Here is a 24642-nt window from a genome sequence, read left to right as displayed (position 1 = left end):
TCTCGGCCCTACTGCCCCTGCTCAAAGCGTCCCGTGCCCTTCTGATTGTGCTCGGCCGGGTTCCAGCGCTTCTCCGGTGCCGTCTCGCCGCGGAGCTCCTCGAGCAGGCGGGTGATCGCGGCCATCACGACGGTCGACGCCTCGTTGAGGGTCGCGGAGTCGAGGCTGCGCCCGCGGAACGCCGACAGGTCGACGGGATCGCCGACCAGGACGTCGACGCGCTTGCGGCGGAAGAGGGTGATCTTCTTCGAGTAGCGGCCCATGACCTGCTGGGTGCCCCAGTGCGCGACGGGCACGACGGGTAGCCCGTACTGCAGTGCCATCCGCACCGCGCCGGTCTTGCCGCGCATCGGCCAGAGCTCCGGGTCGCGGGTCAGGGTGCCCTCCGGGTAGATCAGGACGGAGCCGCCCCGGTCGACGAGCTCCTTCGCCGCCTTCAGCGGCTCGCTGCCGCGCACGGAACCGGCCCGCTCGACCGGGATCTGCCCCGAGGCGCGCAGGATCGCTCCGGCCACAGGGATCTTGAACAGCGACGCCTTCGCCAGGAAGCGCGGCGCGCGACCGGCGCGCCACAGCACCCAGCCCGTGATGAACGGGTCGATCTCGCTGTAGTGGTTCGGCGCGAACACGAACGCGCCCTTGCCCGGGATCTTGTCGATGTCGCGGACCCGGAGGTCCACGGAGGCGGTGAGCGTCGGGATCACCAACGCCGCGAGGAGCCAGAAGATGGACGGACGGCTTCGTTCAGACACCCGCCCATCCTCGCACCCCGGCTCCGCCGCCCCCGCCGCCCACGCCAACGCGCGGCGCGGCTCCGTGTCTCGGCGATGAGGAGACGGCTGCAGCGCCGTGGGCTCATGCTGGTCGAGTAGCCCCAAAGGGGCGTATCGAGACCCACCGTCCCCCAGTGCGTGGATCTCGATACGCCCGCTCCGCGGGCTACTCGATCAGCATGAAGCGCCCTGCCGTGCTCGAGGGCGCGCATCGACTGGAGGAGACGCCCGCAGACCATGCTGGTCGAGCAGCCCCGCAGGGGCGCACCGAGACCCCTCTCCCACACGACGTCCGTCTTGCCGCCGCTGCGCGCTCACCGCTCGCGGGTCCGGCAGGCCGAGACGACTCCGGCACGAGATTCCGGCCGATCACGCGGGGACGCCGCAGCGTTAGCGTGGCGGAGTGAGCGAGCGACGCGAGAACCCGGTGTCCGCCGCGCTCCGCGGGCTCACCGATTCGGTGACGGCGCTCCAGACGCTCGCGTTCGTCCTCCTGCTCGACTTCGTCGCCGTCTACTCGATCGGCACCCGCAGCCCGGAGCTGCTCGCCCAGCTGCTCGCGTGGGCCGGCCTCGTCGCGGTCGGAGTCGCCGTCGCCACGGGGCTCGTCCTGGTCGTCGTGCGCTCCGTCGCGCGCGCGGTCGGCGGCCCGCTCGCGCACGTCGAGGCCGAGGCGAGCGACGGCGAGGTCGTGCTGGGCCACGGAGACCTGGTCGACGTCCTCCGCTGGGTGGAGCCCCGCCTCCCGCGGCGGGTCTCCCGCCCCTACGCCGTCGTCGTCCCCGGAGCGAGGGGACTCTCCGTCATCCTCCGCTCGCACGTCGTGATCGTCCCCTGGTCGCGCGTCCGCGCCGTCCGGCGACGCCGGGTCCGTCGAGGGCTGCGCCGGCACGACGCCGTCGTCGTCGACCTCTCCCGGGCCGGGGGCGGCCGAACGCGGTCGCTCACGCTCGTCCCGGTCGAGCAGCCGGGGCTGCTCGGTCAGAGCCCCGCCTCCGAGCAGACGCTCGTCCTCCTCCATCGCCGCATCGCCGCGGCGCTCCCACCGGGCGAGCCCGCGCCGGCCTGGGGCACTCCCGACGAGTGACGCCACCCTCGAGGAGCTGCACCGGCTGGGAGGAGCGATCCGCTTCGGGTCGCCGCGCAGGCGGGATGCGGCGATGCCCCTCCGGACACGTCCCATGCGTCACCGTCACCGTGCAGCGGATCGCCTGGGTACCGTGTCGACGTGATCCGCGCCCCTCGCCTCCTCGAAGCGGTGCTCGCCGCCGCATCGGAGAGCCCCGCGCTCCTGGTCGCTGCGGCGACCGCCGCAGTCACGATCGTGCTCCTGGTGGTCCTCGTCGCCGCGCGCCTCGTCACCGCTCCGCGCGCCCTCGTCCAGGCGAGCGCGATCGGCGGTGTCGTGGTCGTCGGTGGACCGGCGGTCTCGCGCCTGCTGCGGTTCGGCGACCCGACCCTCCCGACGCCCGATCTGCACCCGTACCTCGTCCTCGATCCGGCGGAGGAGGCCCTCGTGGTGCTCGCCGGCGATCGGCGCGTCGAGATCCTCTGGGACGAGATCCGCACCCTCGAGCGACGCACCGTCGGCCTCGGGAGCCGGACCGCGATCGGCGTGACGGTGTCTCGCGGGTTCAGGCCGCGGTCCGCGGACCTGCGTCTCGTCGAGGAGCCGGGGCTTCTCGGACTGCGGCCGGCATCGGCTGAGAGCGTCGACCGCTTCCACGGGCGGCTCCGCGCGCGGGTGGAGGCGGCCGGGTCCGCGTCCCCGACAGCCACTGAGCACGGCACCGCAACGGGACTCGTGGCTCAGCACGGCCTGCGGGGATCGATCGCGAGGGGTGGTCCCGCGGGACACCGGCCGGACCCGCGGAGCGACCGTGCGGCCGAGACTCCGGCACGCGGACACGACTCGGGCTCGCAGGATCCCGCCGATCCGATGAGCCGGAGGCGATTCCGCGAGCCGGAGGTCGAGCCGACGAGCGGCGGTGGGACGTCCAGCACGTGGAAACGACTCCGGCTCGCAGGATCGGGGGGATTCTGCGAGCCGGAGCCGTTCCAGCGTGCCGGAGGTGCTGCGGGATTACGCGTCGAGGGAGAAGTCGGCGCCGAGCAGCTCGAGCTTGGTGAGGAAGTTCTCGTAGCCGCGGCTGATGATGCCGACGTTCGAGACCGAGGAGGTGCCCTCGGCCGAGAGCGCCGCGATCAGGTGCGAGAAGCCGCCGCGCAGGTCGGGCACGACGATGTCGGCGCCGTGCAGCTTCGACGGGCCGGAGATGACCGCGGAGTGCATGAAGTTGCGCTGACCGAAGCGGCAGGCCTGGCCACCGAGGCACTCGCGGTGGATCTGGATGGTCGCGCCCATCTCGACCAGCGCGTCGACGAAGCCGAAGCGCTGCTCGTAGACGGTCTCGTGCACGATCGACACGCCCTTGGCCTTGGTCAGCGCCACGACGAGCGGCTGCTGCCAGTCGGTCATGAAGCCGGGGTGCACGTCGGTCTCGATGATGACCGGCTTGAGCTCGCCGCCGGGGTGGTAGAAGCGGATGCCGTCCTCGGCGATCTCGAACGCGCCGCCGACCTTGCGGAAGACGTTGAGGAAGGTCGTCATCTCCTGCTGGCGAGCGCCGCCGACGAAGATGTCGCCGTCGGTCGCGAGGGCCGCGGCGGCCCAGGAGGCGGCCTCGTTGCGGTCGAAGAGCGCGCGGTGGGTGTAGCCCTCCAGGCGGTCGACGCCCTCGATGCGGATCACGCGGTCGGTGTCGACCGAGATGATCGCGCCCATCTTCTGCAGGATGTTGATGAGATCCATGATCTCCGGCTCGATCGCCGCACCGGACAGCTCGGTGATGCCCGACGCGCGGACCGCGGTGAGCAGCACCTGCTCGGTCGCGCCGACGCTCGGGTAGGGCAGCGACACCTTGGCGCCGTGCAGGCCCTCGGGCGCCGACATCCGGATGCCGGAGGGCAGCTTCTCGACGATGGCGCCGAAGTTGCGGAGCACCTCGAGGTGGTAGTCGATCGGGCGGTCGCCGATGCGGCAGCCGCCGAGGTCGGGGATGAACGCCTCGCCGAGGCGGTGCAGCAGCGGTCCGCAGAAGAGGATCGGGATGCGGCTCGAGCCGGCGTGGGCGTCGATGTCGGCGAAGTGCGCGGACTCGACGTTGGAGGGGTCGAGGATCAGCTCGCCCACCTCGGGGCCCTGCTTCACCTTGACGCCGTGCACCTCGAGGAGGCCCTTCACGACGCGGACGTCGCTGATGTCCGGGACGTCGCGCAGGGTGGACGCGGTCTCACCGAGGAGTGCGGCGACCATCGCCTTGGTGACGAGGTTCTTCGCGCCCTTGAGCTCGATCCGGCCCTTCAGCGGCCGCCCGCCGTGGATGGTGATCCGCTCGGTGGTCATCCCCACACGGGCTCCCGCCGCCTTCGCATCCTGTGCTCCCGCCGCCTTGGCGTCCTGAAGAAGTGTGTTCACGCTATTTCACCGGCAATGTCTTGGGCCGCCAGCTCGCGCGACGGGTCTCGAATTCGGAAATGAGCGCTTCGTCGCGCAGGGTCAGGCCGATGTCGTCCAGCCCTTCGATCAGGCGCCAACGAGTGTAGTCGTCGACCTCGAAAGGGAAGGTCTCGCCACCGGCGGTGACCGTACGACCAACCAGATCGACGGTCGCTTCTATTCCCGGCGTCGCATCGATCAGCTCCCAGAGCCGGTCGATGTCGCTCTCCGCCAGTGCCGCCGCGAGCAGCCCCTGCTTGCCGGAGTTGCCGCGGAAGATGTCGCCGAAGCGGGAGGACAGCACGACGCGGAAGCCGAAGTCGCGCAGCGCCCAGACGGCGTGCTCGCGGCTGGAGCCGGTGCCGAAGTCGGGGCCCGCGACGAGGATCTGCGCACCCTGGAAGGCCGGCTGGTTGAGCACGAACTCCGGGTCCTGGCGCCAGCCGTGGAAGAGCGCGTCCTCGAAGCCGGTCTTGGTGACCCGCTTGAGGAAGACGGCGGGGATGATCTGGTCGGTGTCGACGTTGCTGCGCTTCAGCGGCGCGGCGATGCCGGTGACGGTCTCGAACTTCTCCATGATCAGGCCTCCACCAGCTCGCGGACGGGCTCCAGATCCGACGGACTGGAGAGGGTGCCGCGGACGGCGGTCGCGGCGGCGACCAGCGGCGACACCAGGTGGGTGCGGCCGCCCTTGCCCTGCCGGCCCTCGAAGTTGCGGTTCGAGGTGGAGGCGCAGCGCTCCCCCGGGGCGAGCTGGTCCGGGTTCATGCCGAGGCACATCGAGCAGCCGGCGAAGCGCCACTCGGCACCGAACGCGGTGATCACCTTGTCCAGGCCCTCGGCCTCGGCCTCGATGCGCACGCGGGCGGAGCCGGGGACGACCATCACCCGGACGCCGGGCGCCTTGGTGCGGCCGGCGATGATCGACGCGAAGGCGCGGAGGTCCTCGATGCGCGAGTTGGTGCAGGAGCCCATGAAGACCGCGTCGACCGGGATCTCCTTCATCGGGGTGCCGGCCTCGAGGTCCATGTACTCCAGCGCGCGCCGGGCGTTGGAGCGCTCGTTCGGGTCGGCGATCGCGTCGGGGTCGGGCACGGCCTGCGAGAGCGAGACGCCCTGGCCGGGGTTGGTGCCCCAGGTGACGAACGGCTCGAGCGCGTCCGCGTCGAGGACGACCTCGGCGTCGAAGACGGCGCCCTCGTCGCTCGGCAGCGTCCGCCAGTAGGCGACCGCGTCGTCCCAGTCCTGGCCCTCGGGGGCGTGCGGGCGGCCCTTCAGGTAGGCGAAGGTCGTCTCGTCGGGCGCGACCATGCCGGCGCGCGCGCCCGCCTCGATCGACATGTTGCAGATCGTCATCCGGCCCTCCATCGAGAGCGCGCGGATCGCCGAGCCGCGGTACTCGAGCACGTAGCCCTGACCGCCGCCGGTGCCGATCTTCGCGATCACGGCGAGGATGATGTCCTTCGCGGTGACGCCCTCGCGAAGCTCGCCCTCGACGGTGATCGCCATGGTCTTGAAGGGCTTGAGCGGCAGCGTCTGCGTGGCCATCACGTGCTCGACCTCGCTGGTGCCGATGCCGAACGCCATCGCGCCGAACGCGCCGTGGGTCGAGGTGTGCGAGTCGCCGCAGACGACGGTGATGCCGGGCATGGTCAGCCCGAGCTGCGGGCCGACGACGTGCACGATGCCCTGCTCGATGTCGCCGAGGGAGTGCAGGCGGACGCCGAACTCGGCGGCGTTGCGCCGCAGGGTCTCGATCTGGGTGCGGCTGGTGAGGTCGGCGATCGGCTTGTCGATGCCGACGGTCGGGGTGTTGTGGTCCTCGGTCGCGATCGTCAGATCGGGGCGCCGGACGGGTCGGCCGGCCTGGCGGAGGCCGTCGAAGGCCTGGGGGCTGGTCACCTCGTGCACCAGGTGCAGGTCGATGTAGATCAGGTCGGGCGTGCCGTCCTCGCCCTTGGCGACGAGGTGGTCGTCCCAGACCTTCTCGGCCAGGGTGCGCGGGCGCTCGGCGGCCGGGGTGTCGGCGGCCGAGGGCGCGGCGGTGTCGGGGGAACTGTCGTTCATGACGGGTTTCTCTTCCTCAGGAATGTGGTCAGCCCGCGAGAGACACCGCGACGAGGGAGGCCTGTCAGATCGAGGTCTCGTCGCGGCGGAGAAGGAGGAGCCGGCCGAACAGCATTGACCGAGGATAGCACCGCGCCGACGAGCGGCAGGGAGGCGCGGCCCGAGCGGATCGGGAGGGCGGCAGCGGCCGTCAGGGCGCGACGAGCATCGCGATGAGCACCGCGGGGACCACCAGCAGAGCCGCCGCGCCGACCACCACGCCGCCGACGACGAAGACCGCGGCGACCGCGGCGCCGACCATCCCGACGAAACCGGAGCGCCGCTTCACCGGCACGGCCTCGTGCTCGAACCAGTCGCCGTCGAGCGGATCGGGCGACTCCTGCTCGAACCGCTCGGCCTCGTCGATCCGGGCCGGCAGCTCGGCGAGCATCATCGCGGCGTGCGGCGACTCGGCCGCGAGCTCGAGCGGACGCACCAGGGCCCGCTCCGCGAACTCGAACGGGTCCTCGTCGGTGCGCACCAGGGCGCGCTCGAACGCCCGGCGCTCCTCGGGAGCGGCGCAGTTCTCGATCAGGTAGCCCCAGCGGCCGGCCTCGATGAGGTCGCCGGACCTCCGGTAGAGCTCTGACAGGAGGACGCGGGGGTCGATCCAGACGGGGTCGGCCTCGACGCAGCGCTCGAGCAGCGACACGGCCCCTCGGACGTCGCCCTCCGCGAAGCGCGTCTTCGCGCGATCGAGAGCCTCGACGGTGTCCATCCCTCCAGTATGCCCATCGACAGCCCGGCTCTGCAGTTCGGAGCCGGAGTCGCTGCCACCTGTTCGAGGGGCGTGGCCCGTGGAGTCAGGCCTCGGCGTCCGGTCGGGGGGCGAGCACGGCCTCCACGACGACGACCGTCACGTTGTCCCGCCCGCCGGCGTCGACCGCGGCGCGCACGAGCTCCTCGGCGAGATCGGCGCCGTGCAGGTCCCCCGCGTCGCGGCGGGCGAAGAGCTCGGCGATCCGGGCGTCGGAGAGCTCCTTGGTGAGGCCGTCGGAGCAGAGCAGGTAGGTCGCCCGGGGCACGATCGGCAGGGTCCAGACGTCCGTCTCGACCTCGTCGTCGGCGCCGAGCGCCCGGGTGACGATGTTGCGGTCGGGGTGCGACTCCGCCGCCTCCCGGCTGAGCAGGCCGGCCGAGACCAGCTCCTGCACCGCCGAGTGGTCGACGGTCAGCTGCTGGATACCCGCGCCGTCCCAGCGGTAGACCCGGGAGTCGCCGACGTTGAACAGGCCCCAGGAGGCGGGTCCGCCGTCGTCGGGCCGGACGAGGGTGAGGCCGGTGAGCGTCGTTCCGCAGAGGGCGCCGCCGACGTCGAGGTCGCGGACCGCGGCATTGGCCGTCTCGACGACGGCGAAGACGTCCGAGACCGGGCCGATCGCCTCGGCCGCGCTCGCCCGCAGGCTCTCGACGGCGGTCGAGCTGGCCAGGTCGCCGCGAGCGTGCCCGCCCATGCCGTCGGCGACGGCGACCAGCGTCGGCGAGACCAGGAGGGCGTCCTCGTTCACCCGCCGGACGGCGCCGACGTCGGTGCTGCTCGACACCGTCAGGTGCAGGACGCCCTGGGGCAGATCGATGCTGGTCGTGCTCGTCGTCGCAGTCACGGGACCGGGCTCATTTCTTCTCGGCGCGGTCCTCCCCGTCGGCGTCGGCGACGACCTCCGGGTGGCCGTCGTGCAGCTCGATGTGGGAGTGCTCGCGGCGCATCTTGACCAGGCTCGCGACCGTGGCGACGGTCATGCTGACGACGATGACGGCGAGCGAGGTGATCGTGTCGATGTCCCAGACCGGCAGCGGCTCGCCGCCGTTGAGGAACGGGAGGTCGTTCTCGTGCAGGGCGTGCAGCACGAGCTTCACGCCGATGAAGGCGAGGATGAACGCGATGCCGTACTTGAGGTACTCGAGCTTGTCGATCAGGCCGCCGAGCAGGAAGTAGAGCTGGCGCAGGCCCATCAGGGCGAAGATGTTCGCGGTGAAGACGATGAACGGGCTCTCGGTGATGCCGAAGATCGCCGGGATCGAGTCGAGCGCGAAGAGCAGGTCGGTCGAGCCGATCGCGAGGAACACGATCAGCATCGGCGTGAAGTACTTCTTGCCGTCCTTCACGGTGCGGATCTTCGACCCGTCGAACTCGTCCGAGATCTTCACGCGCTTGCGCAGCAGGCGGATGAGGAGGTTGTCGGTGCCCTCGTTCTCGTCCTCCTTGCCGAACGCCTGGTTCCAGGCCGTGTAGACGAGGAAGGCGCCGAAGAGGTAGAAGATCCAGCTGAAGCTCTCGATCAGCTGCGCGCCCAGCAGGATGAACACCCCGCGGAAGATCAGCGCGATGATGATGCCCACCATCAGCACTTCCTGCTGGTACTTCGGCGGCACCGCGAAGCGGCCCATGATGATCACGAAGACGAACAGGTTGTCGATCGACAGGCTGTACTCGGTCAGCCAGCCTGCGACGAACTGACCGGCGACCTCTCCCCCGCCCAGCAGCAGCATCACCAGGGCGAAGATCAGCGCGAGCGTGACGTAGAAGCCGACCCAGAGGCCGGACTCCTTCAGGCTCGGCACGTGCGGGCGCTTGTAGACCAGCAGCAGGTCCGCGGCCAGGATCAGGCTCAGGACGACGAACGAGCCGGTCACGAACCAGACGGGCAGCTCTTGCATGGGGACCTTCCGGGGGTGAGTGGATTCCGACGGTCTCTCCCCGGGGAGCGGGCCGTTAAACGAGAAGAACCCCCGGCCATGACCGGGGGTTCTGCTCGTGTTGCCGTGGTGACCCCAGCGGGATTTGAACCCGCGTTACCGCCGTGAGAGGGCGACGTCCTAGGCCGCTAAACGATGGGGCCGCGTTTTTGCAACTCGAAGAGTGTTGCACACGGATCCGCACCGGTGCAAATCGAGCGGGCGGACGGCGCGCTCCCCGGGGCCGTCTTGCACCGTGGTCGCCCCCCGCGAGAGGCTCGGAGCATGCGACTGACCAAGCTCGAGCACGCCACCGTCCTCGTCGAGGAGGCGGGCTCGCGGCTCGTCCTCGACCCCGGCTCCTTCACCCGTCCCGTCGAGGGCTCGGCCGACACCGTCGCGGTCGTGATCACCCATGAGCACGCCGATCACTGGACGGCGGAGCAGCTGGAGCGGCTGCGCACCGCGAACCCGGCGCTGCGGATCCTCGGGCCGGCCGGTGTCGCCGCGGCGGCCGAGGGCTTCGACGTCGAGACGGTCGCCGAGGGCGACGTGGTCGAGGTCGGACCGTTCGAGCTGCGCTTCTTCGGCTCCCGGCACGCGGTGATCCACTCCTCCATCCCGGTGATCGACAACGTCGGGGTCCTGGTGAACGGCCGGTTCTACTACGCGGGCGACTCCTTCACCGTGCCGGCCGGCGTCGACGTCGAGGTGCTGGCGGCCCCCTCCGGCGCGCCCTGGATGAAGATCGCGGAGTCGATCGACTACGTCCTCGAGCTCGCGCCGCGGCACGCGTTCGCGACGCACGAGCGCGTGCTGTCCGAGGCGGGCCAGAAGCTCGGCCACGACCGCCTCGGCTGGGCGACCCGCGAGGGCGGCGGCGAGTACCACGCCCTCGAGCCGGGCGACGTGCTCGACGTCTAGCCGCACGGAGTGCGCGCTCGTCAGAGGATGCGGGAGTCGAGGATCTCGACCTGATCGAGGTCGCGCCGTGCCGGTGGGTTCGAGGACGTTCGACCGAGGAGGCGTCGAGGATCCGGCGGTGATGCGACCGGACGGCGGTATCAGGACCGATCGACGACGTGCTCGAGGTCGGCGCCGAACTCGAAGGTGCCCGACGCCTCGGCGCCGGAGTGCAGCACCGCGGGCAGCCAGAAGCGCGCGTCGTCCCACATCCGGTCGTAGGGGACATCGTCGAGCGGGACGAAGGCGGCGGCGAGCTCCCCCGACGCCACGACGTCTCCCGACCAGCGGCGGCAGACGAAGACGTGCGAGCGCTGGCTCCAGGCGGGGCGGTGCGGGAAGAGGTAGTCGAGGGACCCGCGGGGCTCGAGGTCGGTCGGCTCCGCGCGCAGGCCGACCTCCTCCGCCAGCTCGCGGACGGCCGCCGCCGCGGGCGACTCCCCCGGCTCGAGCTTGCCGCCGGGCGCGACGACCCGGCCCTCGCCGAGACCGCGGAGCTTCCTTCCGAGCAGCACCTCGGTGCCGCGCGGCGACTCGCGGAGGACGTAGACCACGCAGACCTCGGGCAGCGGATCGGTCGGCGGCCGCACGCCCATGCCGCACCTCCGCTCGCCGGGTCCGGGGGGTCGGGACCGCCGTCGTAGGCTAGCCCGGTGACGACGACCGCGCTCGAGCGCTTCCAGGCCCTGCTGCGGGTCGACACGGTGTCGCACTCCGACGAGTCCGACACCGACTGGAGCCGGTTCCGCGTCTTCCAGGAGCTGCTCGAGCAGTTCTACCCCGCGCTGCACAGCGCCCTCGAGCGCGAGACCGTGGCCGGGCACTCCCTCGTCTGGCGCTGGCGCGGCACCGAGGACGGCGAGCCGTCGGTCCTGATGGCGCACTACGACGTGGTCAGCGTCACCCCCGACGACTGGTCGATCGCGCCCTTCGCGGCGGACACGGTCCTCCGCCCGGACGGCCGCACCGCGATCGTGGGGCGCGGCGCGCTCGACGACAAGGGCTCCCTCGTCGCCCTGCTCGAGGCCGTCGAGGCGGCCGTCCTGCGCGGCGAGCGGCCCCGCCGCGACGTCTACCTGGTCTCCACGCACAACGAGGAGACGGCGGGGGACGGCGCGCCGTCGATCGTCGCGCTGCTCGGGGCGCGCGGCGTCCGCCCGCGCTTCGTGCTCGACGAGGGCGGCAACGTCCGTCGCGGCATCGTGCCCGGAGTGACCACGCCGATCGCCGTCATCGGCGTCACCGAGCGCGGCATCATGAACCTCGAGCTGACCTGCCGCGACGCGGGCGGGCACGCCTCCGCCCCGCCGCCCCTGCCCGGCATGCTCGCCACGCAGCGACTCGCGCGGGCGATCCACCGCCTCACCGAGAACCCGTTCCCCTCGACCCTTCCGGAGCCGATCGCCGAGCTGGTGCGCGCCGCCGCGCCCCGAGCCGACGCCGCGCACGCGGTCTGGTACGCGAAGCCGCACGAGCACCCGGACGCCGTCATCGCGGCCCTGGCCGCGCACTCCAACCGCTCCGCCGCGATGCTGCGGACGACCGTGGCGATCACGCAGCTGCGCGGCAGCACCGGGGCGAACGTCCTCGCGTCCACCGCCAGCGCGGTCGCCAACGTGCGGATCAATCCGGGCGGCACCGTCGCCGGCGTCGTCGAGCGGATCCGCGCGGTGATCGACGACCCCGAGGTCGAGATCGAGGTGCGCGTCGCGCACGAGCCCTCCCCCGTCTCCCCCACCGGCGAGCCCGGCGACGGCGGCCCGTACGACGTGCTCCGCCGCGTGGTGCAGGAGGTCTTCCCCGAGGCGATCGTCGCGCCCTACGTGCAGACGGGCGGCAGCGACGCCCGCCACTTCCACGCGATCAGCGACGGCGTCTACCGCTTCATCCCGTTCGAGATCAGCCCGCAGCAGCAGCTCGGCATCCACGGTGCCGACGAGTCGGTCGAGGTCGACCAGTTCGAGCGCGCCATCGCCTTCTACGCACGGCTCCTGCTCGAGCTCTGACGACTCCCTCTGCGACGCCGATGCGGGGCGTGGGCGATCGGTGTGCGGGGAGTGCGCGCTCGGTGAGCGCGGTTCCTGAGGACGAAGGCACTGTCCGGCGCCGAATCTGGGAAAACCGTTCGATGACGCGCCGATCCTCGTTGGCCGTCCGTTCACCCCGCGATGATGGACTGAGCCTCGCGGGAGCAGTTCCCAGCCCGCGGACCAGCAGTACAGCACCATGCGACATCCCGTACCGACGCCGACTCGATCGAGCCGGCCCCACCGATCGTGGAACCCGAGGATCATGACTGTCCGCCAGGCCGAGTACCCCCGGCCGAACCACTTCATCCTTCACCTCAGCGACACCCACTTCATCGCCGGAGACGGCGGGCTGTACGGCTCCGACGTCGACAGCGAGGCTCAGCTCCGCCGCCTGTTCGACGAGCTGGAGGCCTCGGGCGGTCGCCCGGAGGCCGTGGTCATCACCGGCGATCTGGCGGACAAGGGCGAGCCGCAGGCGTACGCCAAGCTCCGCGCCGTCGTCGAGCCGGCCGCCGCCCGCCTCGGTGCCGAGGTGATCTGGGTGATGGGCAACCACGACGACCGCGGTGCCTTCCGCTCCGGGCTGCTCGACCAGCTGCCCACCACGCAGCCGATCGACCGCGTGCACGACGTGAACGGCCTGCGCATCATCGCGCTGGACTCGACCGTCCCGGGCGCGCACTACGGCGAGATCTCGGACGCCCAGCTGGACTGGCTCGCGGAGGAGCTCTCCAGCCCCGCGCCGCACGGCACGATCCTGGCGCTGCACCACCCGCCGGTGCCGAGCGTCCTCGACCTCTCGGTGCTCGTCGAGCTCCGCGACCAGCCCGCGCTCGCGGAGGTGCTCGAGGGCTCGGACGTCCGCAGCATCATCGCCGGCCACCTGCACTACTCCTCGACCGCGACGTTCGCGGGCATCCCCGTCTCGGTCGCGTCGGCCACCTGCTACACGCAGGACCTCAACGTGCCGGTCGGCGGCACTCGCGCCCGCAACTCCGCGCAGGCCTTCAACCTCATCCACGTCTACGACGGCACGGTGCTGCACTCGGTGGTGCCGATCGGAGCCTCGACCGAGGTGTCCTACGTCTCGGCGAACGAGACCGAGCGGATCCTCGCCTCGCACGGCGTCGAGATCGCCCCGGCCACCGCCGCTCCGCTCGAGCAGGTCGAGGCCCTCTACCCGCCCGTCGCGGAGCCCGTCAGCGTCAGCGCCTAAAGGACTGCGTCCGGTCTGCAGGCGATCCGCGCCGAGAGACGATCCCGTCCGCGGGACCGAGGCTCCGGAGCCGCGGATCGCCTGCAGAACGGACGTCAGCGCTTGGGACGACTGCGGTCGAGGGCGAACAGGTGTCCGGCGAAGGCGAGAGCCGCGCCGAGCGCGATCCCGACGCCGATGCCCGCGCCGACCCCGATGCCGGGGAAGACGAGCGCGCTGGCGAGCCCGAGCAGCAGCCCGAGGACTCCGCCGCCGATCGCCCAGGCCATGCTCAGTCCACCCGCTCCCACGGCGCCGGGATCGGGTAGTACTCCTCGAGGAAGTCGATCACGGCGCGGGTGCGCACCTCCGCCGAGATCTCGGGGAAGCTGCCGTCGTTGAGGCAGAAGAAGTCGACGCCGCGGTTCTTCAGCAGCTTCTTCATGTCCTTGAGGCCCTGGTGCATCGTCGTGTCGACGTACTTCACCGAGGCGTTCTCCTGCACCACCGCGCGGCCGGTCATCAGCGCGTAGTAGTGGTAGAGCGAGTTGGTGACGGAGACGTCGCTCGCCGAGCGGAAGCGGCTCGCGGCGGTCGCGGTGAACTCCGGCTCGAACTCGGTCTCCAGCTCGGCCATCACGCTCTTGCGGAGCGGCGTGGCCGCGTGCTCGAGGTGGCGGGTCGTCATCGCGCCGAAGCGCTCGCGGAGCAGCCGGCGGTTGACGCGCGCCGCGTTCTCGAACCCGCTGCGGGAGGCGTTGGAGTCGCCCATCCCGATGCGGGTGGTCGCCTCGATGAACTTGGTGATCCCGCCGGGCGAGAAGAAGATCGACGGGTCGACGGGCCGGCCGAAGAACATGTCGTCGTTGGAGTAGAGGAAATGCTCGGCCAGGCCCGGGATGCGGTGCAGCTGGCTCTCGACCGCGTGCGAGTTGTGCGTGGGCAGCACCGAGAGGTCGCGGAAGTGGTCCTCGCTGCGGACCAGGGTGACGTCGGGGTGCTCGTCGAGCCAGCGCGGGCGCGGCGAGTCGGTGACGATGTAGATGTGCCGGACCCACGGCGCGTACATGTAGACGCTGCGGAGGGCGTACTTGAGCTCGTCGATCTGGCGGAAGCGCGCGGGGGCGTCGTCGCCCTCGCCCACGACGTAGCTGGCCATCCGGGCAGCGCGGGCGCGCTGGAACTCCAGGTCCGTCCCGTCGACCCAGGAGAAGACGATGTCGACGTCGAAGCGGATGTCGCTGACCAGCGGCTCGAACATGCCCTCGAAGGTCGGCCAGGTGCGGCCGTAGGCCTCGACGTGCGCGTCGATCGCCTCGGCGACGGGGAGGCTGCTGCGCATCAGCGCGTTCTCGGCGGGAGTGGTGATCTCCTCCTCGCCGACCTTCCAGAACTCCAGGCGGACGCCGCTGCGGGCGCCGTAGCGGAGCGAGCCGCTCGAGGAGACGCGGGGGCGGAAGAGCGAGAAGACCGCGGCGCGCGGATACGGGGCGATGGCCCCCTCGGCCAGGAGCAGCGGCGGGGTGCCGCGCTTGTCGAGCGTCTTCACGTAGAACGGCTCGGTCGCGAAGGCGCGCGCGAGCAGCGTGGCCAGCTCGGCGCCGAGCGAGCGGTCGATCGCGAGGAAGGGCGCGCCCTTCGTGCCGCGGATGAGGCGGTAGGGGAACTCCGCCTCGTCGAGCACCTCGCCGAGCGCGATCAGGTCCTCGGTCCAGGCCGCCTGCGGGGTCGTACTCGAGTTGACCAGCGAGAACAGACCGGCATGGACGACCACGTCGTCACGGTCGAAATGGCGCGGACGCAGGAGGGCTGACGGCAGAGGACGGACGGAAGGCATGATTCACATTATCCGCCGCCCGTTTCGTGCGGATGACCGTCCTGCTCAGCTTGACAGGGAGTGCAGCCGCTCCAGCGCCGCGTCCCCGGCTCGCGCGGCCTCGTGAGCCCGGCTCTCCTCTCGGGCGGAGGCGACGCCGAGGGCGAACGCCGGCTCGCCGCGACGGGCCGCGACGAGGGCGTGCCCGCGGAGCACGTCGCGGGCGGCGAGGGCGTCGCGCTCCTCGCCGAGCGCGTCCGCGACGGCCTTCGCCGCCTTCGCGATCCGTCGCTGCGTCGCGCCGACGGCGTCCGGGACGACCGCGCTCCAGGCCTCGACGACGTAGCGCAGGCGCTTCGCACTCTTGCGCAGCTCGTGCCGGGCCTCGAGGTCGTCTCCGCCCTTCCTCGCCGCGTCGACGCGGGCGACCTCCTTCGCGAGGGAGCGGCGGACGAGCTTCTTCGCGCTCGCGCCGGCCTTCGCCGTCCGCGGCGGGTCGGCCAGCAGGGCGTCGAGCGCGGCGAGCAGGGCGAGGTAGCGGGCGCCGCGCAGGGTCTTGGCGACCCGCTGCCGGGCGATCGAGTGCCGGCGCTCGATCGCGTCGAAGAGGGTGGTGCCGACGACTGCCTTCGCGGGCAGTCCCTCCCCCGCCTCGTCGACGGCGGTGCGGAGGCGGGCCGCGAGCACCTCCTCGTCGCGGGCGGCGCCGAGGACGCCGCCGAGCCAGCGCAGCTCGTCGCGCAGCGGATCGAGGGCCTCGCGCTCCAGCACGGAGCGGGAGGCGGCGAGGACGCTGCGCAGGCGGCGGGTGTGCAGGCGCATCCGGTGCAGCGCGTCGTCGGCCTCGAGGCGCACCCGCGGATCGACGGCGCGCAGGCCGGTGAGGAGCTCGCGGATCGCGGCGAGCGCCGCCTCCCCGCCGTCCTGGGGTGCGGGGTGCGCGTCCTCGATCGGACCGCCGGTGGCCCGGGCCAGCTTCGAGGCGCTCTCGGCGGGGCGGGCGCCGGCGGCGAGCAGTCGCTCCTCGATCGCGTCGAGCACGGCCTCGCCCTCGGGGCCGTGGACGTCGACGAGCTCGACCTCCCACTCCCGCCAGCGCCGCTCGACGCCGGAGCGCTGATCGTGCGCGACGACCAGGTCGTCCGCGATCTCGGCGAGGCGGCGGCCAGCGGAGTCGGCGACCCGGGTGATCGCGCGGACGGTCTCCAGGGTGGCGAGCGGCTCGAGCCGCGCGCGGCCGACGTGGCCGAGCACCGGCTCCCGGACCTCGGCCGGCACGGTGCGGGAGGCGGTCAGCGGGGCGTGGATCTCGGTGCGGCCGGCCGAGCCCGGCAGCTTGACGTGCCATCCCTCGTCCTCGCCGCCCTCGCGGCGGCGGAGCGTGATCCGCCCGCGGGAGAGCGCGCGGTCCGCGGTGTCGAAGTACTGGGCGGACAGGCGGACGGGCTCCTCGGCGAGCGCCGTGTCGACGGTGCCCGCGCCGGTCAGCTCCGGCAGGGCGGTGTCCGCATCGACGTCGTACTTCCGCTCCACCTCGGTCTGCACGCGCCGCGGCGCCTCCGCCTTCGTCCGGTCCGCACGCTGAGCCATGGTCCATTGTGCGCACGCGGGAGACGCTCCCGGCGGCAGGCCCGCGGCGGGGCGCGAGGTCGGCCTAGGCTGGAGCGATGACCGCGCCCGTCCCTCCCGTCGCCCGCCGTGTCCCGCTCGAACGCCGTCACCACGGCGATCTGGTGGTCGATCAGTACGAGTGGCTGCGGCAGAAGGAGGAGCCCGAGGTGATCGCGCACCTCGAGGCCGAGAACGCCTACACCGACGCCCTCCTCGCTCCCCTCGCGCCGCTGCGCGAGCGCCTCTTCGACGAGATCCGCTCCCGGACGAAGGAGACCGACCTGTCGGTGCCCGTCCGCGAGGGCGCCTGGTGGTACTTCTCCCGCTCCTACGAGGGCCGCCAGTACGGCGTGCACTGCCGCGCGCCGATCTCCGGCCCGGACGACTGGACTCCGCCCTCCATCGCCGAGGGCGGACCGCTCGAGGGCGAGCAGGTCGTCCTCGACGGCAACATCGAGGCCGAGGGCCACGACTTCTTCTCGCTCGGCAGCTTCGACGTCTCCGCCGACGGGCGCTTCCTGCTCTTCGGCACCGACGTCGAGGGCGACGAGCGCTACACGCTGCGCATCCGCGATCTCAGCACCGGCGAGGACCTCCCGGACGTCGTCGAGGGCACCGGCGGCGGCGCGACCTTCGGCGCCGACGCCCGCTTCGTCTTCTACCCCACGGTCGACGAGTCCTGGCGGCCGGACACGATCTGGCGGCACACCGTCGGCACCGAGTCGACCGCCGACGAGGTCGTCTTCTCCGAGCCCGACGAGCGCTACTGGATCGGCGTGGGGCTCACCCGCAGCCGCCGCTTCCTCGTCATCGAGATCGGCAGCAAGATCACCAGCGAGTGCCTGCTGCTCGACGCGGAGGACCCGACCGGCGAGTTCCGATCGGTCTGGCCGCGCCGCGAGGGCGTCGAGTACGAGGTGGACCACGCCGTCGTCGACGGCCGCGACCGCCTGCTGATCGTGCACAACGACGGCGCACTCGACTTCGAGATCGTCGAGGAGCCGGCCGACCTCGCGCTCTCCCCCGAGGAGCGGGCGGCCGAGCGCCGCGTCCTCGTCCCGCACACCCCGGGCCGGCGGATCGAGGGCGTCGACGCCTTCGCGCGGCACGTCGTCGTCTCCTACCGCGAGGCGGGGGCGACCCGCCTCGGCCTCCTGATCGACGGGGACGGCGGCGCGCGCCTGGACGAGATCGTCTTCGACGAGCCGCTCTACGACGCGGGCCTCGCCGGCAACCCGGAGTGGGAGCAGCCCGCGCTGCGGCTCGCCTACACCTCGTTCGTCACCCCCTCCACGGTGCTCACCCTCGACGTCGCGACCGGCGAGCGGACCGTGCTCAAGCAGCAGCCGGTGCTCGGCGACTACGACCCCGCCCGCTACGAGCAGCGCCGCGAGTGGGCGACCGCCGAGGACGGCACGCGCATCCCGCTGTCGATGGTCTGGCGGAGGGACGCGGCGGCGCCCGACGAGGCCCCCGCGCCGCTCCTGCTCTACGGCTACGGGTCCTACGAGGCGAGCATCGACCCGGGCTTCTCGATCGCGCGGCTCTCGCTGCTCGACCGCGGCGTGGTCTTCGCCATCGCGCACGTCCGCGGCGGCGGCGAGATGGGGCGCTCCTGGTACGAGGAGGGCAAGACCCTCGCCAAGCGCACCACCTTCACCGACTTCGTCGACTCCGCCCGGCACCTCGTCGAGGCCGGCTTCACCACGCCGGAGCGCCTCGTCGCGCAGGGCGGCTCGGCCGGCGGCCTGCTGATGGGCGCGGTCGCGAACCTCGCCCCGGACGCCTTCGCCGGGATCCTGGCGCAGGTGCCGTTCGTGGACGCGCTGACCTCGATCCTCGACCCGTCGCTGCCGCTGACCGTGATCGAGTGGGACGAGTGGGGCGACCCGCTGCACGACGCCGAGGTCTACGCCTACATGAAGTCGTACTCGCCGTACGAGAACGTGCGCGAGGGCGCCCGGTATCCGCGGATCCTCGCGACGACGAGCCTCAACGACACTCGCGTGCTCTACGTGGAGCCGGCCAAGTGGGTCGCCCGGCTGCGCGAGGTCGGCGCGCCGGCACTGCTCAAGATCGAGATGACGGCCGGGCACGGCGGCGTGAGCGGGCGCTACGAGCGCTGGCGCGAGGTGGCGTTCGAGTACGCCTGGATCCTGGACGTGCTCGGGCTGGCGGAGGAGACCCGCTCCTGAGCCGGGGATCCGGATCGGGTGGGCGCGCCGCAAGCCCCACCGGCGCGTCGATCGCGCCGCGTAAGGTTCGGGGTGCCGACCGAGGGGAAGTGCAGAGATGAGCGCAGGACTGTCGATCGACCGGGCCGCGGCCTGGGTCGCCGATCAGCGGTGGTACGCGAGCAAGGGGCGCCGCCCCGAGCTGGAGATCCGGGGCGAGTGGCGCCTGGAGCGCGGTGACGGCGACGTCGTCGTGCACCTCGTCATCGACCGGGCCGGCTCGAGCCCGGTGCTCTACCAGGTGCCGGTGACCGTGCGCTCGTCGCCCGTCGCGGGCCTCGAGGACGCGCTGATCGAGAGCGACGGGACCCGCTTCGTCTACGACGGACCCCGCGACCCGCTGTTCGCGCGGGCGCTCTTCGAGCTGATCGCCGACGGCGGCTCCTCCGACGCGGAGGGCGCCTTGGGCGGCGCCCGCGCCGAGGGACACCGCCAGCCCGGCGCCGTGATCGGCGCGTTCGCGTCGTCGCGGATCCTCAGCGGCGAGCAGTCGAACACCTCGATCATCGTGCAGACCACGGCGGAGGACGGCTCGGCCGGCACCCCCGTGATCGTCAAGGTCTTCCGCGCGCTGCACCACGGCGAGAACCCGGACGTCACCGTGCAGTCCGCGCTGAACGCGGCGGGCAGCACGCTCGTCCCGCCGGTGATCGGCAACGTCACCGGCGAGTGGGACGACCGCGGCGAGCCGACCGGCCGGGCCTTCGGGCACCTCGCCTTCGCGCAGGAGTTCCTGCCGGGCGTCGAGGACGCCTGGCGCGTCGCGCTCGAGGCCGTCGCCGGCGACACCGACTTCACCGGGCCGGCGCGTGAGCTCGGCCTGGCGACCGCGCAGGTGCACTCCACCCTCGCCGAGGTGATGCCGACCGAGGACGCGACGCCCGAGGTCGTGCAGCGGATGATCGCGACCATGCGCCGCCGGCTGCGGATCGCCTCCTCCGAGGTGCCCGTCATCGCCGAGGACGCCGACGCGATCGACGCGGTCTTCCAGGCCGCCGAGCAGGCCCCGTGGCCGCGGCTGCAGCGCATCCACGGCGACTACCACCTCGGCCAGGTGCTGGCCGTGCCCGGCCGCGGCTGGGTCCTGCTGGACTTCGAGGGCGAGCCGCTGCGGCCGATGCACGAGCGGCTGCTGCCGGACATCGCACTGCGCGACGTGGCCGGGATGCTCCGCTCCTTCGACTACGCGGCGGGCGCGCACGAGCAGGCGTCGCCGGGCGACTCCCGCGCCGCCTGGGCGCTGGCCAGCCGCCGCGCCTTCCTCGAGGGCTACACCGAGGAGGCGGGTGACGCGGTCACCGCGCACCGCGCCGTCCTGGACGCCTTCGAGCTCGACAAGGCCATCTACGAGGCCATCTACGAGGCGCGCAACCGCCCGGAGTGGCTGTCGATCCCGGTGACCGCGGTGCAGCGGCTCGTCGGACGCTCGTAGGGTGCAGGTATGACCGCACGCGACGAGACCAGCGACGCCCCCGACTCCGCCAGCCACGAGGACGGGCCGCTCGACCCCCTGAGCGACTTCAGCATCCCCGGCGACACCGACCTGCACGTGGACGGCGACGCCTCGGGCGCCGACGGCCGCGAGGTCGCGGAGCCCTCCGAGGACGAGTCGGTCGAGTAGCTCCGCAAGGGGCGTCTCGGGACCCACCCTCACCCCATGCTGGTCGAGTAGCCCCGCAGGGGCGTATCGAGACCCACCACCACCCGCACTCCCGGCGATGGTGGATCTCGATACGCCCGCTCCGCGGGCTACTCGATCAGCATGGGGGCCGCTCCGCGGACTGCTCCATCACACGGAGGGGCCGCTCCGCGGGCTGCTCCATCACATGCGGGCCCGCTCCGCGGGCAGCTCCATCGCACGGGGGCCGCTCCGCGGGTTGCTCCATCACATGCGGGCCCGCTCCGCGGGCAGCTCCAATCACCGGCAGAAACGCCCCTCATGTTGGTCGAGTAGCCCCGCAGGGGCGTATCGAGACCCACCATCACCCGCACTCCCGGCGATGGTGGATCTCGATACGCCCGCTCCGCGGGCTACTCGATCAGCATGAGGGGCCGCTCCGCGTGCTGCTCGATCGCCAAGGGCAGCGCGCAGCGCGGGCTGCTCGACCAGCATGGGCGCCCGCTCCGCGGGCTCCGTCACCAGCAGGGGCGGCCCGCAACGCGGGCTGCTCGATCGACGTGGGTGGCGCGCAGTGCGGCTGCTCGATCGGCAGGTGCTCTCGGGCCGGCGGCTCAGCCGCCCATCTCGGGCTCGGCGTAGGAGGCGAGGGTCGAGCCGGCGGCGGCGCAGCCGACCCCGAGGTCGGACTGCAGGGTGCTCCACTCCGGTGAGGACGGGTCGTACGTCCATCGGCCGGCGGCCGCCTGGGCGTCCTGCAGGTAGGTCCGGATGCCGGAGGACGCGGCGGAGACGCCGGTCTCGTCCGGCTCCGGGTTCTGCATCCGCACCGTCTGGAGCTGGAAGGCCTGCCGCTCGAGGAACACCTGGTACGCCTCGTCCGAGACGTCGCCGCGGTCGTGGAACCACTGCATGGTCCAGCCGATGCTGAGCAGCGAGCTGTAGCGGCCGCACACGTAGGACACGCTGGTGTCCTGCTCGCCCGGAACCGTCCCGCGCGCCGTCGGCTCGACCGTCACCGTGACGGTCGGCGCCGGGGTCTGCGCCTCGGCGCCGCCCCCGCTCGTGCAGCCCGTCAGCGCGGCGGCAGCGACGGCCAGGCCGAGCGCGCCCGCCGCGAGTCGAGGCGCGATCGGTCGTCGGACGTGCAGTGTGTCCCCCATGCGCCGACCCTACCGGGCGACCGGCGCCGCGGGTCGTCAGCGCCGCGGGTCGTCAGCGCACCGGCGCGAGCGGCGCGACCGCGGGTCCCTCCAGCACCGACCCGTCGGCGGCGAAGCGCGAGCCGTGCAGCGGGCAGTCCCAGCTGCGCTCGGCGTCGTTCCAGGTGACGACGCCGCCCAGGTGCGGGCAGACCGCCGAGACGGCGCAACGGCGGCCCTCGACCGTCGAGACGGCGACGGGCTGGAGCCCGTCACGGGCGAGCGCGCCGTGCCCCTCCTCCGGCACCACGTCCACCGAGCGCGGCGCGCGCAGAGCGGACCAGTACCCGCGGGCGTACCAGGCGCCGACCGCGGCGAGCGCTCCGGCCCCCTCCGCCATCACCCGGGGCAGCGTCGGGCGGCGGTGCAGAACCTTCGCCCACGGCGGCGTCTCGCCCCTCGAGTCGCCGACCAGCGTCAGCGCCGCCTGCACCGCGTTGGTCATCCCCCACTTGTCGTAGCCGGAGGCGAAGAAGATCCGCCCGCGGCCCCGCGGCAGCCAGCCGACGAACGGCACGCGGTGGAACGCTTCGTAGTCCTGCGCGCTCCACTGCGCGATCGGCTCGGCGCCGGGGAAGGAGCGGCGGGTCCAGGCGATCAGGTCGTCGACGCTCTCCTGCGTCCGCGCGCGCCGGCCGACGACGTGGCCGTTTCCGCCGATCAGCAGCAGCCGCTCCCCGTCCCGCTCCACGTCGCGGATCGAGCGCGAGGGCCCGTCGACGGAGAGGTACATGCCGTCCGGGATCGTCTCGGCACCGCGGAAGGCCACCGCGTAGGAGCGCAGGGCGACCTGCTTGGCGAAGTAGAGCCCGCGATCCAGGATCGGCGTGCCGGTGAGCAGGTGGGCCCGCTCGCCGGTCACCTCGCCGGCGCTGGTCCGCACGCGCACGGGCGAGGAGGCGCGCAGCCCGAGCGCGCGGGCGCCCTGAACGAGCACGCCGCCCGCGGCCCGGAAATCGGCGGCGAGCGCCGTCAGCACCGCCATCGGATCGAACTCCGCCTGGTCGTCGAGCGCCACCGCGGCGGTGCTCGGGAAGGGCGTGTCGAGCGAGCCGACGAGGCGGGTGGCCAGGCCGAAGCGGCGGGCCGTCTCGTGCTCGCGCAGCACCGCGTCCACCCCGTCGGGGGTCTGGGCGTAGCTGTAGGCGGTGCGGCGCTGCACGGGCACGCCGGCCTCGCGGAGGTAGTCGACGAGCCAGGTGAAGCCCGCGAGGTTCGCGGCGACGTAGGCCCGGGTGACCGCGGGGGTGTTGCGGGCCGCGATCTTCGACAGGTGCGTCCCCTGCAGGAGGCTGAGCTTGGCGGTGCTGCTGCCGGTCGCGACCGCGCCGACCTCGCGGGCCTCGAGGACGAGCACGCGGCGGCCGCCGCGCTGGAGCAGGAGCGCCGTCACGAGTCCGGAGAGGCCGGCTCCGACGATCACGTCGTCGTAGTGCGCGCCCGGCACGAACGCGTCGCCCGGGATCGGAGCGGCGTCCTGCCGCCAGAGCGAGGTCCGCTCGGTCGCCGGCACATCGATTCGCTTCATCGGGTCTCCCTGCACTCGGGCCGCGGAGGGCGGCTCGAAACGACGCTACGCGCGGCGGCCGGACCCGTCAGGGTGTTGACAGCGCGCGCGGCCGTCGGCGGCGGCTCAGAGCCAGCCCCAGCGCTTGAACAGCCGGTGCAGGACCACGCTCGAGGCGACCATCAGCCCGAGCGCCGCCGGGTAGCCCCAGGCGAGGTGCAGCTCGGGCATCGCGTCGAAGTTCATGCCGTAGACGCTGGAGATCATGGTCGGCGCGAAGAAGATGGCGGCCCAGGCGGAGATCCGCTTGACTTCGTCGTTCTGCTGGTTGCCCGCCTCCGCGAGCTTCTTCATGTCCTCGTTCTGGCGCTGCGCGACCAGCGTGGCGTTCACCGCGAGGATCTCGCGGAGGGTCGTCCGGAAGCCCTCGACGCGCTCGTCGACCACGGCGACGTGGTCGGCGACGTCGCGGAGGTAGCGGCGCAGCTCGACGTCCTCGCGGAAGACGTCGAAGTCGGTGACCAGCCGGCCGAGCATGCCGGTCAGCGGACGGGTCGCCCGCTGGAAGTCGAGCACCTCCTGGGACAGCTCGTAGATGCGCCGGGACACCGCGGGGTCCCCCTCGAAGACCTGCGCCTCGATCTCGTCGATGTCGTTCTCGAGGCCGGCGACGACCGGGGCGTACTGGTCGACGACCGCGTCGAGGATCGCGTAGAGGACCGCCACCGGGCCCTTGCGCAGCAGCTCGGGGTCGGCCTCCATCCGGCGCCGGACCAGGGAGAGGTCGGGCTTCTCGGAGTGGCGGACGGTGACGACGAAGTTCGGCCCGACGAAGAGGTGGAGCTCGCCGAAGTCGACCTCCTCGCGCTGGTCCGCGTAGCTCGCGGCCCGCAGCACCACGAACATGTCGCTGCCGTAGCGCTCGAGCTTGGGCCGCTGGTGCGCGCTGATCGCGTCCTCGATCGCGAGCGGGTGCATCGAGAACTCGTCCTCGAGGGCCGCCAGCTCGGCCTCCGTCGGGCGGTAGAGGCCGATCCAGGCCATCGCGTCCGGCAGCTTCTGCAGGGCGGCGAGCGCCTCCGGGATGCTGTGCGGCGAGACGACGCGCCGGCCGTCCTGGTAGATCGCGTTGTCGACGGTGCTCCGGCGGACCGGCTCCTCCTCGGGGCGGATCCGCTCGATCGGGCTGGTGTCCTCGGCGGCGGCGCGGGTGCGCGAGCCGAGACCGAGGAGGGTCGAGGGCACTCGGGGCAGCTTCACGCGGGGCCTCCTTCGATCGACCGACGACCCATTCTGCACCCGCGGGTGAACGGGAGGTGTCCGGCGGCGACGGCTCGGCCGGCGTCCGGTGTCGGAGCCGCTCAGTAGCCTGGAGGGGCACGACAGGGAGCGCCACCGCACACCCGCAGACC

General features: G+C 72.4%; 21 protein-coding genes and 1 tRNA gene. 7 read left to right on the top strand and 15 right to left on the bottom strand.

Going from position 1 to position 24642, the window contains the following annotated elements:
• Positions 1-8: 8 nt before the first annotated feature.
• Complete coding sequence (locus MT355_RS07055) at positions 9-752, bottom strand: 1-acyl-sn-glycerol-3-phosphate acyltransferase (protein WP_243599006.1); 744 nt, start codon at positions 750-752, stop codon at positions 9-11.
• 424 nt (positions 753-1176) lie between these two features.
• Here MT355_RS07055 and MT355_RS07050 point away from each other — a divergent pair, with 424 nt between their 5' ends.
• Positions 1177-1860: a hypothetical protein gene (locus MT355_RS07050; RefSeq protein ID WP_243599005.1), complete on the top strand. Its 684-nt coding sequence runs from the start codon at positions 1177-1179 to the stop codon at positions 1858-1860.
• A 996-nt stretch (positions 1861-2856) separates the two neighbouring features.
• Here MT355_RS07050 and murA read toward each other — a convergent pair.
• The 7 genes from murA to MT355_RS07015 all read right to left on the bottom strand — a co-directional run bounded on the left by murA (position 2857) and on the right by MT355_RS07015 (position 9218).
• Positions 2857-4179, bottom strand: a complete 1323-nt coding sequence (gene murA / locus MT355_RS07045) for a UDP-N-acetylglucosamine 1-carboxyvinyltransferase (RefSeq protein ID WP_164874434.1) — start codon at positions 4177-4179, stop codon at positions 2857-2859.
• 73 nt (positions 4180-4252) lie between these two features.
• Entirely contained in the window at positions 4253-4849 is a 597-nt protein-coding gene (gene leuD / locus MT355_RS07040) for a 3-isopropylmalate dehydratase small subunit (protein WP_123445564.1), read from the bottom strand.
• Positions 4850-4851: 2 nt separating this feature from the next.
• Positions 4852-6339, bottom strand: coding sequence for a 3-isopropylmalate dehydratase large subunit (gene leuC / locus MT355_RS07035; RefSeq protein ID WP_243599004.1), 1488 nt, complete (start codon positions 6337-6339; stop codon positions 4852-4854).
• Between the two features lie 190 nt (positions 6340-6529).
• A complete protein-coding gene (locus tag MT355_RS07030; protein ID WP_123735405.1) occupies positions 6530-7096 on the bottom strand; it encodes a DUF6584 family protein in 567 nt (188 codons plus the stop codon).
• An 85-nt stretch (positions 7097-7181) separates the two neighbouring features.
• Positions 7182-7982 (bottom strand): PP2C family serine/threonine-protein phosphatase, encoded by an 801-nt coding sequence (locus MT355_RS07025; protein WP_243599003.1) that lies wholly within the window; start codon positions 7980-7982, stop codon positions 7182-7184.
• 10 nt (positions 7983-7992) lie between these two features.
• On the bottom strand, positions 7993-9036 hold the full coding sequence (locus MT355_RS07020) for a TerC family protein (RefSeq protein WP_243599002.1): 1044 nt from the start codon (positions 9034-9036) through the stop codon (positions 7993-7995).
• A gap of 106 nt (positions 9037-9142) precedes the next feature.
• Positions 9143-9218 (bottom strand) — tRNA-Glu (locus tag MT355_RS07015).
• Positions 9219-9339: 121 nt separating this feature from the next.
• Here MT355_RS07015 and MT355_RS07010 point away from each other — a divergent pair.
• Complete coding sequence (locus MT355_RS07010) at positions 9340-9978, top strand: MBL fold metallo-hydrolase (RefSeq protein WP_243599001.1); 639 nt, start codon at positions 9340-9342, stop codon at positions 9976-9978.
• 140 nt (positions 9979-10118) lie between these two features.
• Here MT355_RS07010 and MT355_RS07005 read toward each other — a convergent pair whose 3' ends face one another.
• Complete coding sequence (locus MT355_RS07005; RefSeq protein ID WP_243599000.1) at positions 10119-10613, bottom strand: 8-oxo-dGTP diphosphatase; 495 nt, start codon at positions 10611-10613, stop codon at positions 10119-10121.
• A gap of 57 nt (positions 10614-10670) precedes the next feature.
• Here MT355_RS07005 and MT355_RS07000 point away from each other — a divergent pair, with 57 nt between their 5' ends.
• Positions 10671-12023 carry a M20/M25/M40 family metallo-hydrolase gene (locus tag MT355_RS07000; RefSeq protein ID WP_243598999.1) on the top strand — a complete coding sequence of 451 codons (1353 nt, stop codon included), beginning with the start codon at positions 10671-10673 and terminating at the stop codon, positions 12021-12023.
• 286 nt (positions 12024-12309) lie between these two features.
• Complete coding sequence (locus MT355_RS06995) at positions 12310-13263, top strand: phosphodiesterase (RefSeq protein WP_279392143.1); 954 nt, start codon at positions 12310-12312, stop codon at positions 13261-13263.
• 95 nt (positions 13264-13358) lie between these two features.
• On the opposite strand, the gene MT355_RS06990 is transcribed toward MT355_RS06995, so the two are convergent.
• The 3 genes from MT355_RS06990 to MT355_RS06980 all read right to left on the bottom strand — a co-directional run bounded on the left by MT355_RS06990 (position 13359) and on the right by MT355_RS06980 (position 16648).
• Positions 13359-13532 (bottom strand): hypothetical protein, encoded by a 174-nt coding sequence (locus MT355_RS06990; protein ID WP_165909224.1) that lies wholly within the window; start codon positions 13530-13532, stop codon positions 13359-13361.
• Positions 13533-13534: 2 nt separating this feature from the next.
• Positions 13535-15016, bottom strand: coding sequence for a stealth family protein (locus MT355_RS06985; RefSeq protein WP_243581813.1), 1482 nt, complete (start codon positions 15014-15016; stop codon positions 13535-13537).
• A gap of 108 nt (positions 15017-15124) precedes the next feature.
• Positions 15125-16648 (bottom strand): CYTH and CHAD domain-containing protein, encoded by a 1524-nt coding sequence (locus tag MT355_RS06980; protein ID WP_243598998.1) that lies wholly within the window; start codon positions 16646-16648, stop codon positions 15125-15127.
• A 77-nt stretch (positions 16649-16725) separates the two neighbouring features.
• Here MT355_RS06980 and MT355_RS06975 point away from each other — a divergent pair, with 77 nt between their 5' ends.
• The 3 genes from MT355_RS06975 to MT355_RS06965 all read left to right on the top strand — a co-directional run bounded on the left by MT355_RS06975 (position 16726) and on the right by MT355_RS06965 (position 20524).
• On the top strand, positions 16726-18864 hold the full coding sequence (locus MT355_RS06975; RefSeq protein ID WP_243598997.1) for a S9 family peptidase: 2139 nt from the start codon (positions 16726-16728) through the stop codon (positions 18862-18864).
• 97 nt (positions 18865-18961) lie between these two features.
• Positions 18962-20335, top strand: coding sequence for a phosphotransferase (locus MT355_RS06970; protein ID WP_243598996.1), 1374 nt, complete (start codon positions 18962-18964; stop codon positions 20333-20335).
• A gap of 9 nt (positions 20336-20344) precedes the next feature.
• Positions 20345-20524 carry a hypothetical protein gene (locus tag MT355_RS06965; RefSeq protein WP_243598995.1) on the top strand — a complete coding sequence of 60 codons (180 nt, stop codon included), beginning with the start codon at positions 20345-20347 and terminating at the stop codon, positions 20522-20524.
• 611 nt (positions 20525-21135) lie between these two features.
• Here MT355_RS06965 and MT355_RS06960 read toward each other — a convergent pair.
• From MT355_RS06960 to MT355_RS06950, 3 genes are all read right to left on the bottom strand, one after another.
• Positions 21136-21684 (bottom strand): hypothetical protein, encoded by a 549-nt coding sequence (locus MT355_RS06960; protein ID WP_243598994.1) that lies wholly within the window; start codon positions 21682-21684, stop codon positions 21136-21138.
• A 52-nt stretch (positions 21685-21736) separates the two neighbouring features.
• Positions 21737-23251 carry an FAD-dependent oxidoreductase gene (locus MT355_RS06955; RefSeq protein ID WP_243598993.1) on the bottom strand — a complete coding sequence of 505 codons (1515 nt, stop codon included), beginning with the start codon at positions 23249-23251 and terminating at the stop codon, positions 21737-21739.
• Positions 23252-23356: 105 nt separating this feature from the next.
• Positions 23357-24490: a magnesium and cobalt transport protein CorA gene (locus MT355_RS06950; protein WP_123702982.1), complete on the bottom strand. Its 1134-nt coding sequence runs from the start codon at positions 24488-24490 to the stop codon at positions 23357-23359.
• Positions 24491-24642 lie beyond the last annotated feature (152 nt).

The organism is Rathayibacter sp. VKM Ac-2929 (assembly GCF_022815495.1).
Taxonomy (GTDB): Bacteria; Actinomycetota; Actinomycetes; order Actinomycetales; family Microbacteriaceae; genus Rathayibacter; species Rathayibacter festucae.
This window is presented reverse-complemented; position numbering and strand designations above follow the sequence as displayed.

What these genes read in the sequence shown, in the direction of transcription:
- murA (WP_164874434.1), bottom strand. Translation starts at nt 4,179, where the DNA reads ATGACCACCGAGCGGATCACCATCCACGGCGGGCGGCCGCTGAAGGGC.
- leuD (WP_123445564.1), bottom strand. Translation starts at nt 4,849, where the DNA reads ATGGAGAAGTTCGAGACCGTCACCGGCATCGCCGCGCCGCTGAAGCGC.
- leuC (WP_243599004.1), bottom strand. Translation starts at nt 6,339, where the DNA reads ATGAACGACAGTTCCCCCGACACCGCCGCGCCCTCGGCCGCCGACACC.
- MT355_RS07030 (WP_123735405.1), bottom strand. Translation starts at nt 7,096, where the DNA reads ATGGACACCGTCGAGGCTCTCGATCGCGCGAAGACGCGCTTCGCGGAG.
- MT355_RS07020 (WP_243599002.1), bottom strand. Translation starts at nt 9,036, where the DNA reads ATGCAAGAGCTGCCCGTCTGGTTCGTGACCGGCTCGTTCGTCGTCCTG.
- MT355_RS07010 (WP_243599001.1), top strand. Translation starts at nt 9,340, where the DNA reads ATGCGACTGACCAAGCTCGAGCACGCCACCGTCCTCGTCGAGGAGGCG.
- MT355_RS07005 (WP_243599000.1), bottom strand. Translation starts at nt 10,613, where the DNA reads ATGGGCGTGCGGCCGCCGACCGATCCGCTGCCCGAGGTCTGCGTGGTC.
- MT355_RS06995 (WP_279392143.1), top strand. Translation starts at nt 12,310, where the DNA reads ATGACTGTCCGCCAGGCCGAGTACCCCCGGCCGAACCACTTCATCCTT.
- MT355_RS06990 (WP_165909224.1), bottom strand. Translation starts at nt 13,532, where the DNA reads ATGGCCTGGGCGATCGGCGGCGGAGTCCTCGGGCTGCTGCTCGGGCTC.
- MT355_RS06980 (WP_243598998.1), bottom strand. Translation starts at nt 16,648, where the DNA reads ATGGCTCAGCGTGCGGACCGGACGAAGGCGGAGGCGCCGCGGCGCGTG.
- MT355_RS06975 (WP_243598997.1), top strand. Translation starts at nt 16,726, where the DNA reads ATGACCGCGCCCGTCCCTCCCGTCGCCCGCCGTGTCCCGCTCGAACGC.
- MT355_RS06970 (WP_243598996.1), top strand. Translation starts at nt 18,962, where the DNA reads ATGAGCGCAGGACTGTCGATCGACCGGGCCGCGGCCTGGGTCGCCGAT.
- MT355_RS06965 (WP_243598995.1), top strand. Translation starts at nt 20,345, where the DNA reads ATGACCGCACGCGACGAGACCAGCGACGCCCCCGACTCCGCCAGCCAC.
- MT355_RS06960 (WP_243598994.1), bottom strand. Translation starts at nt 21,684, where the DNA reads ATGGGGGACACACTGCACGTCCGACGACCGATCGCGCCTCGACTCGCG.
- MT355_RS06955 (WP_243598993.1), bottom strand. Translation starts at nt 23,251, where the DNA reads ATGAAGCGAATCGATGTGCCGGCGACCGAGCGGACCTCGCTCTGGCGG.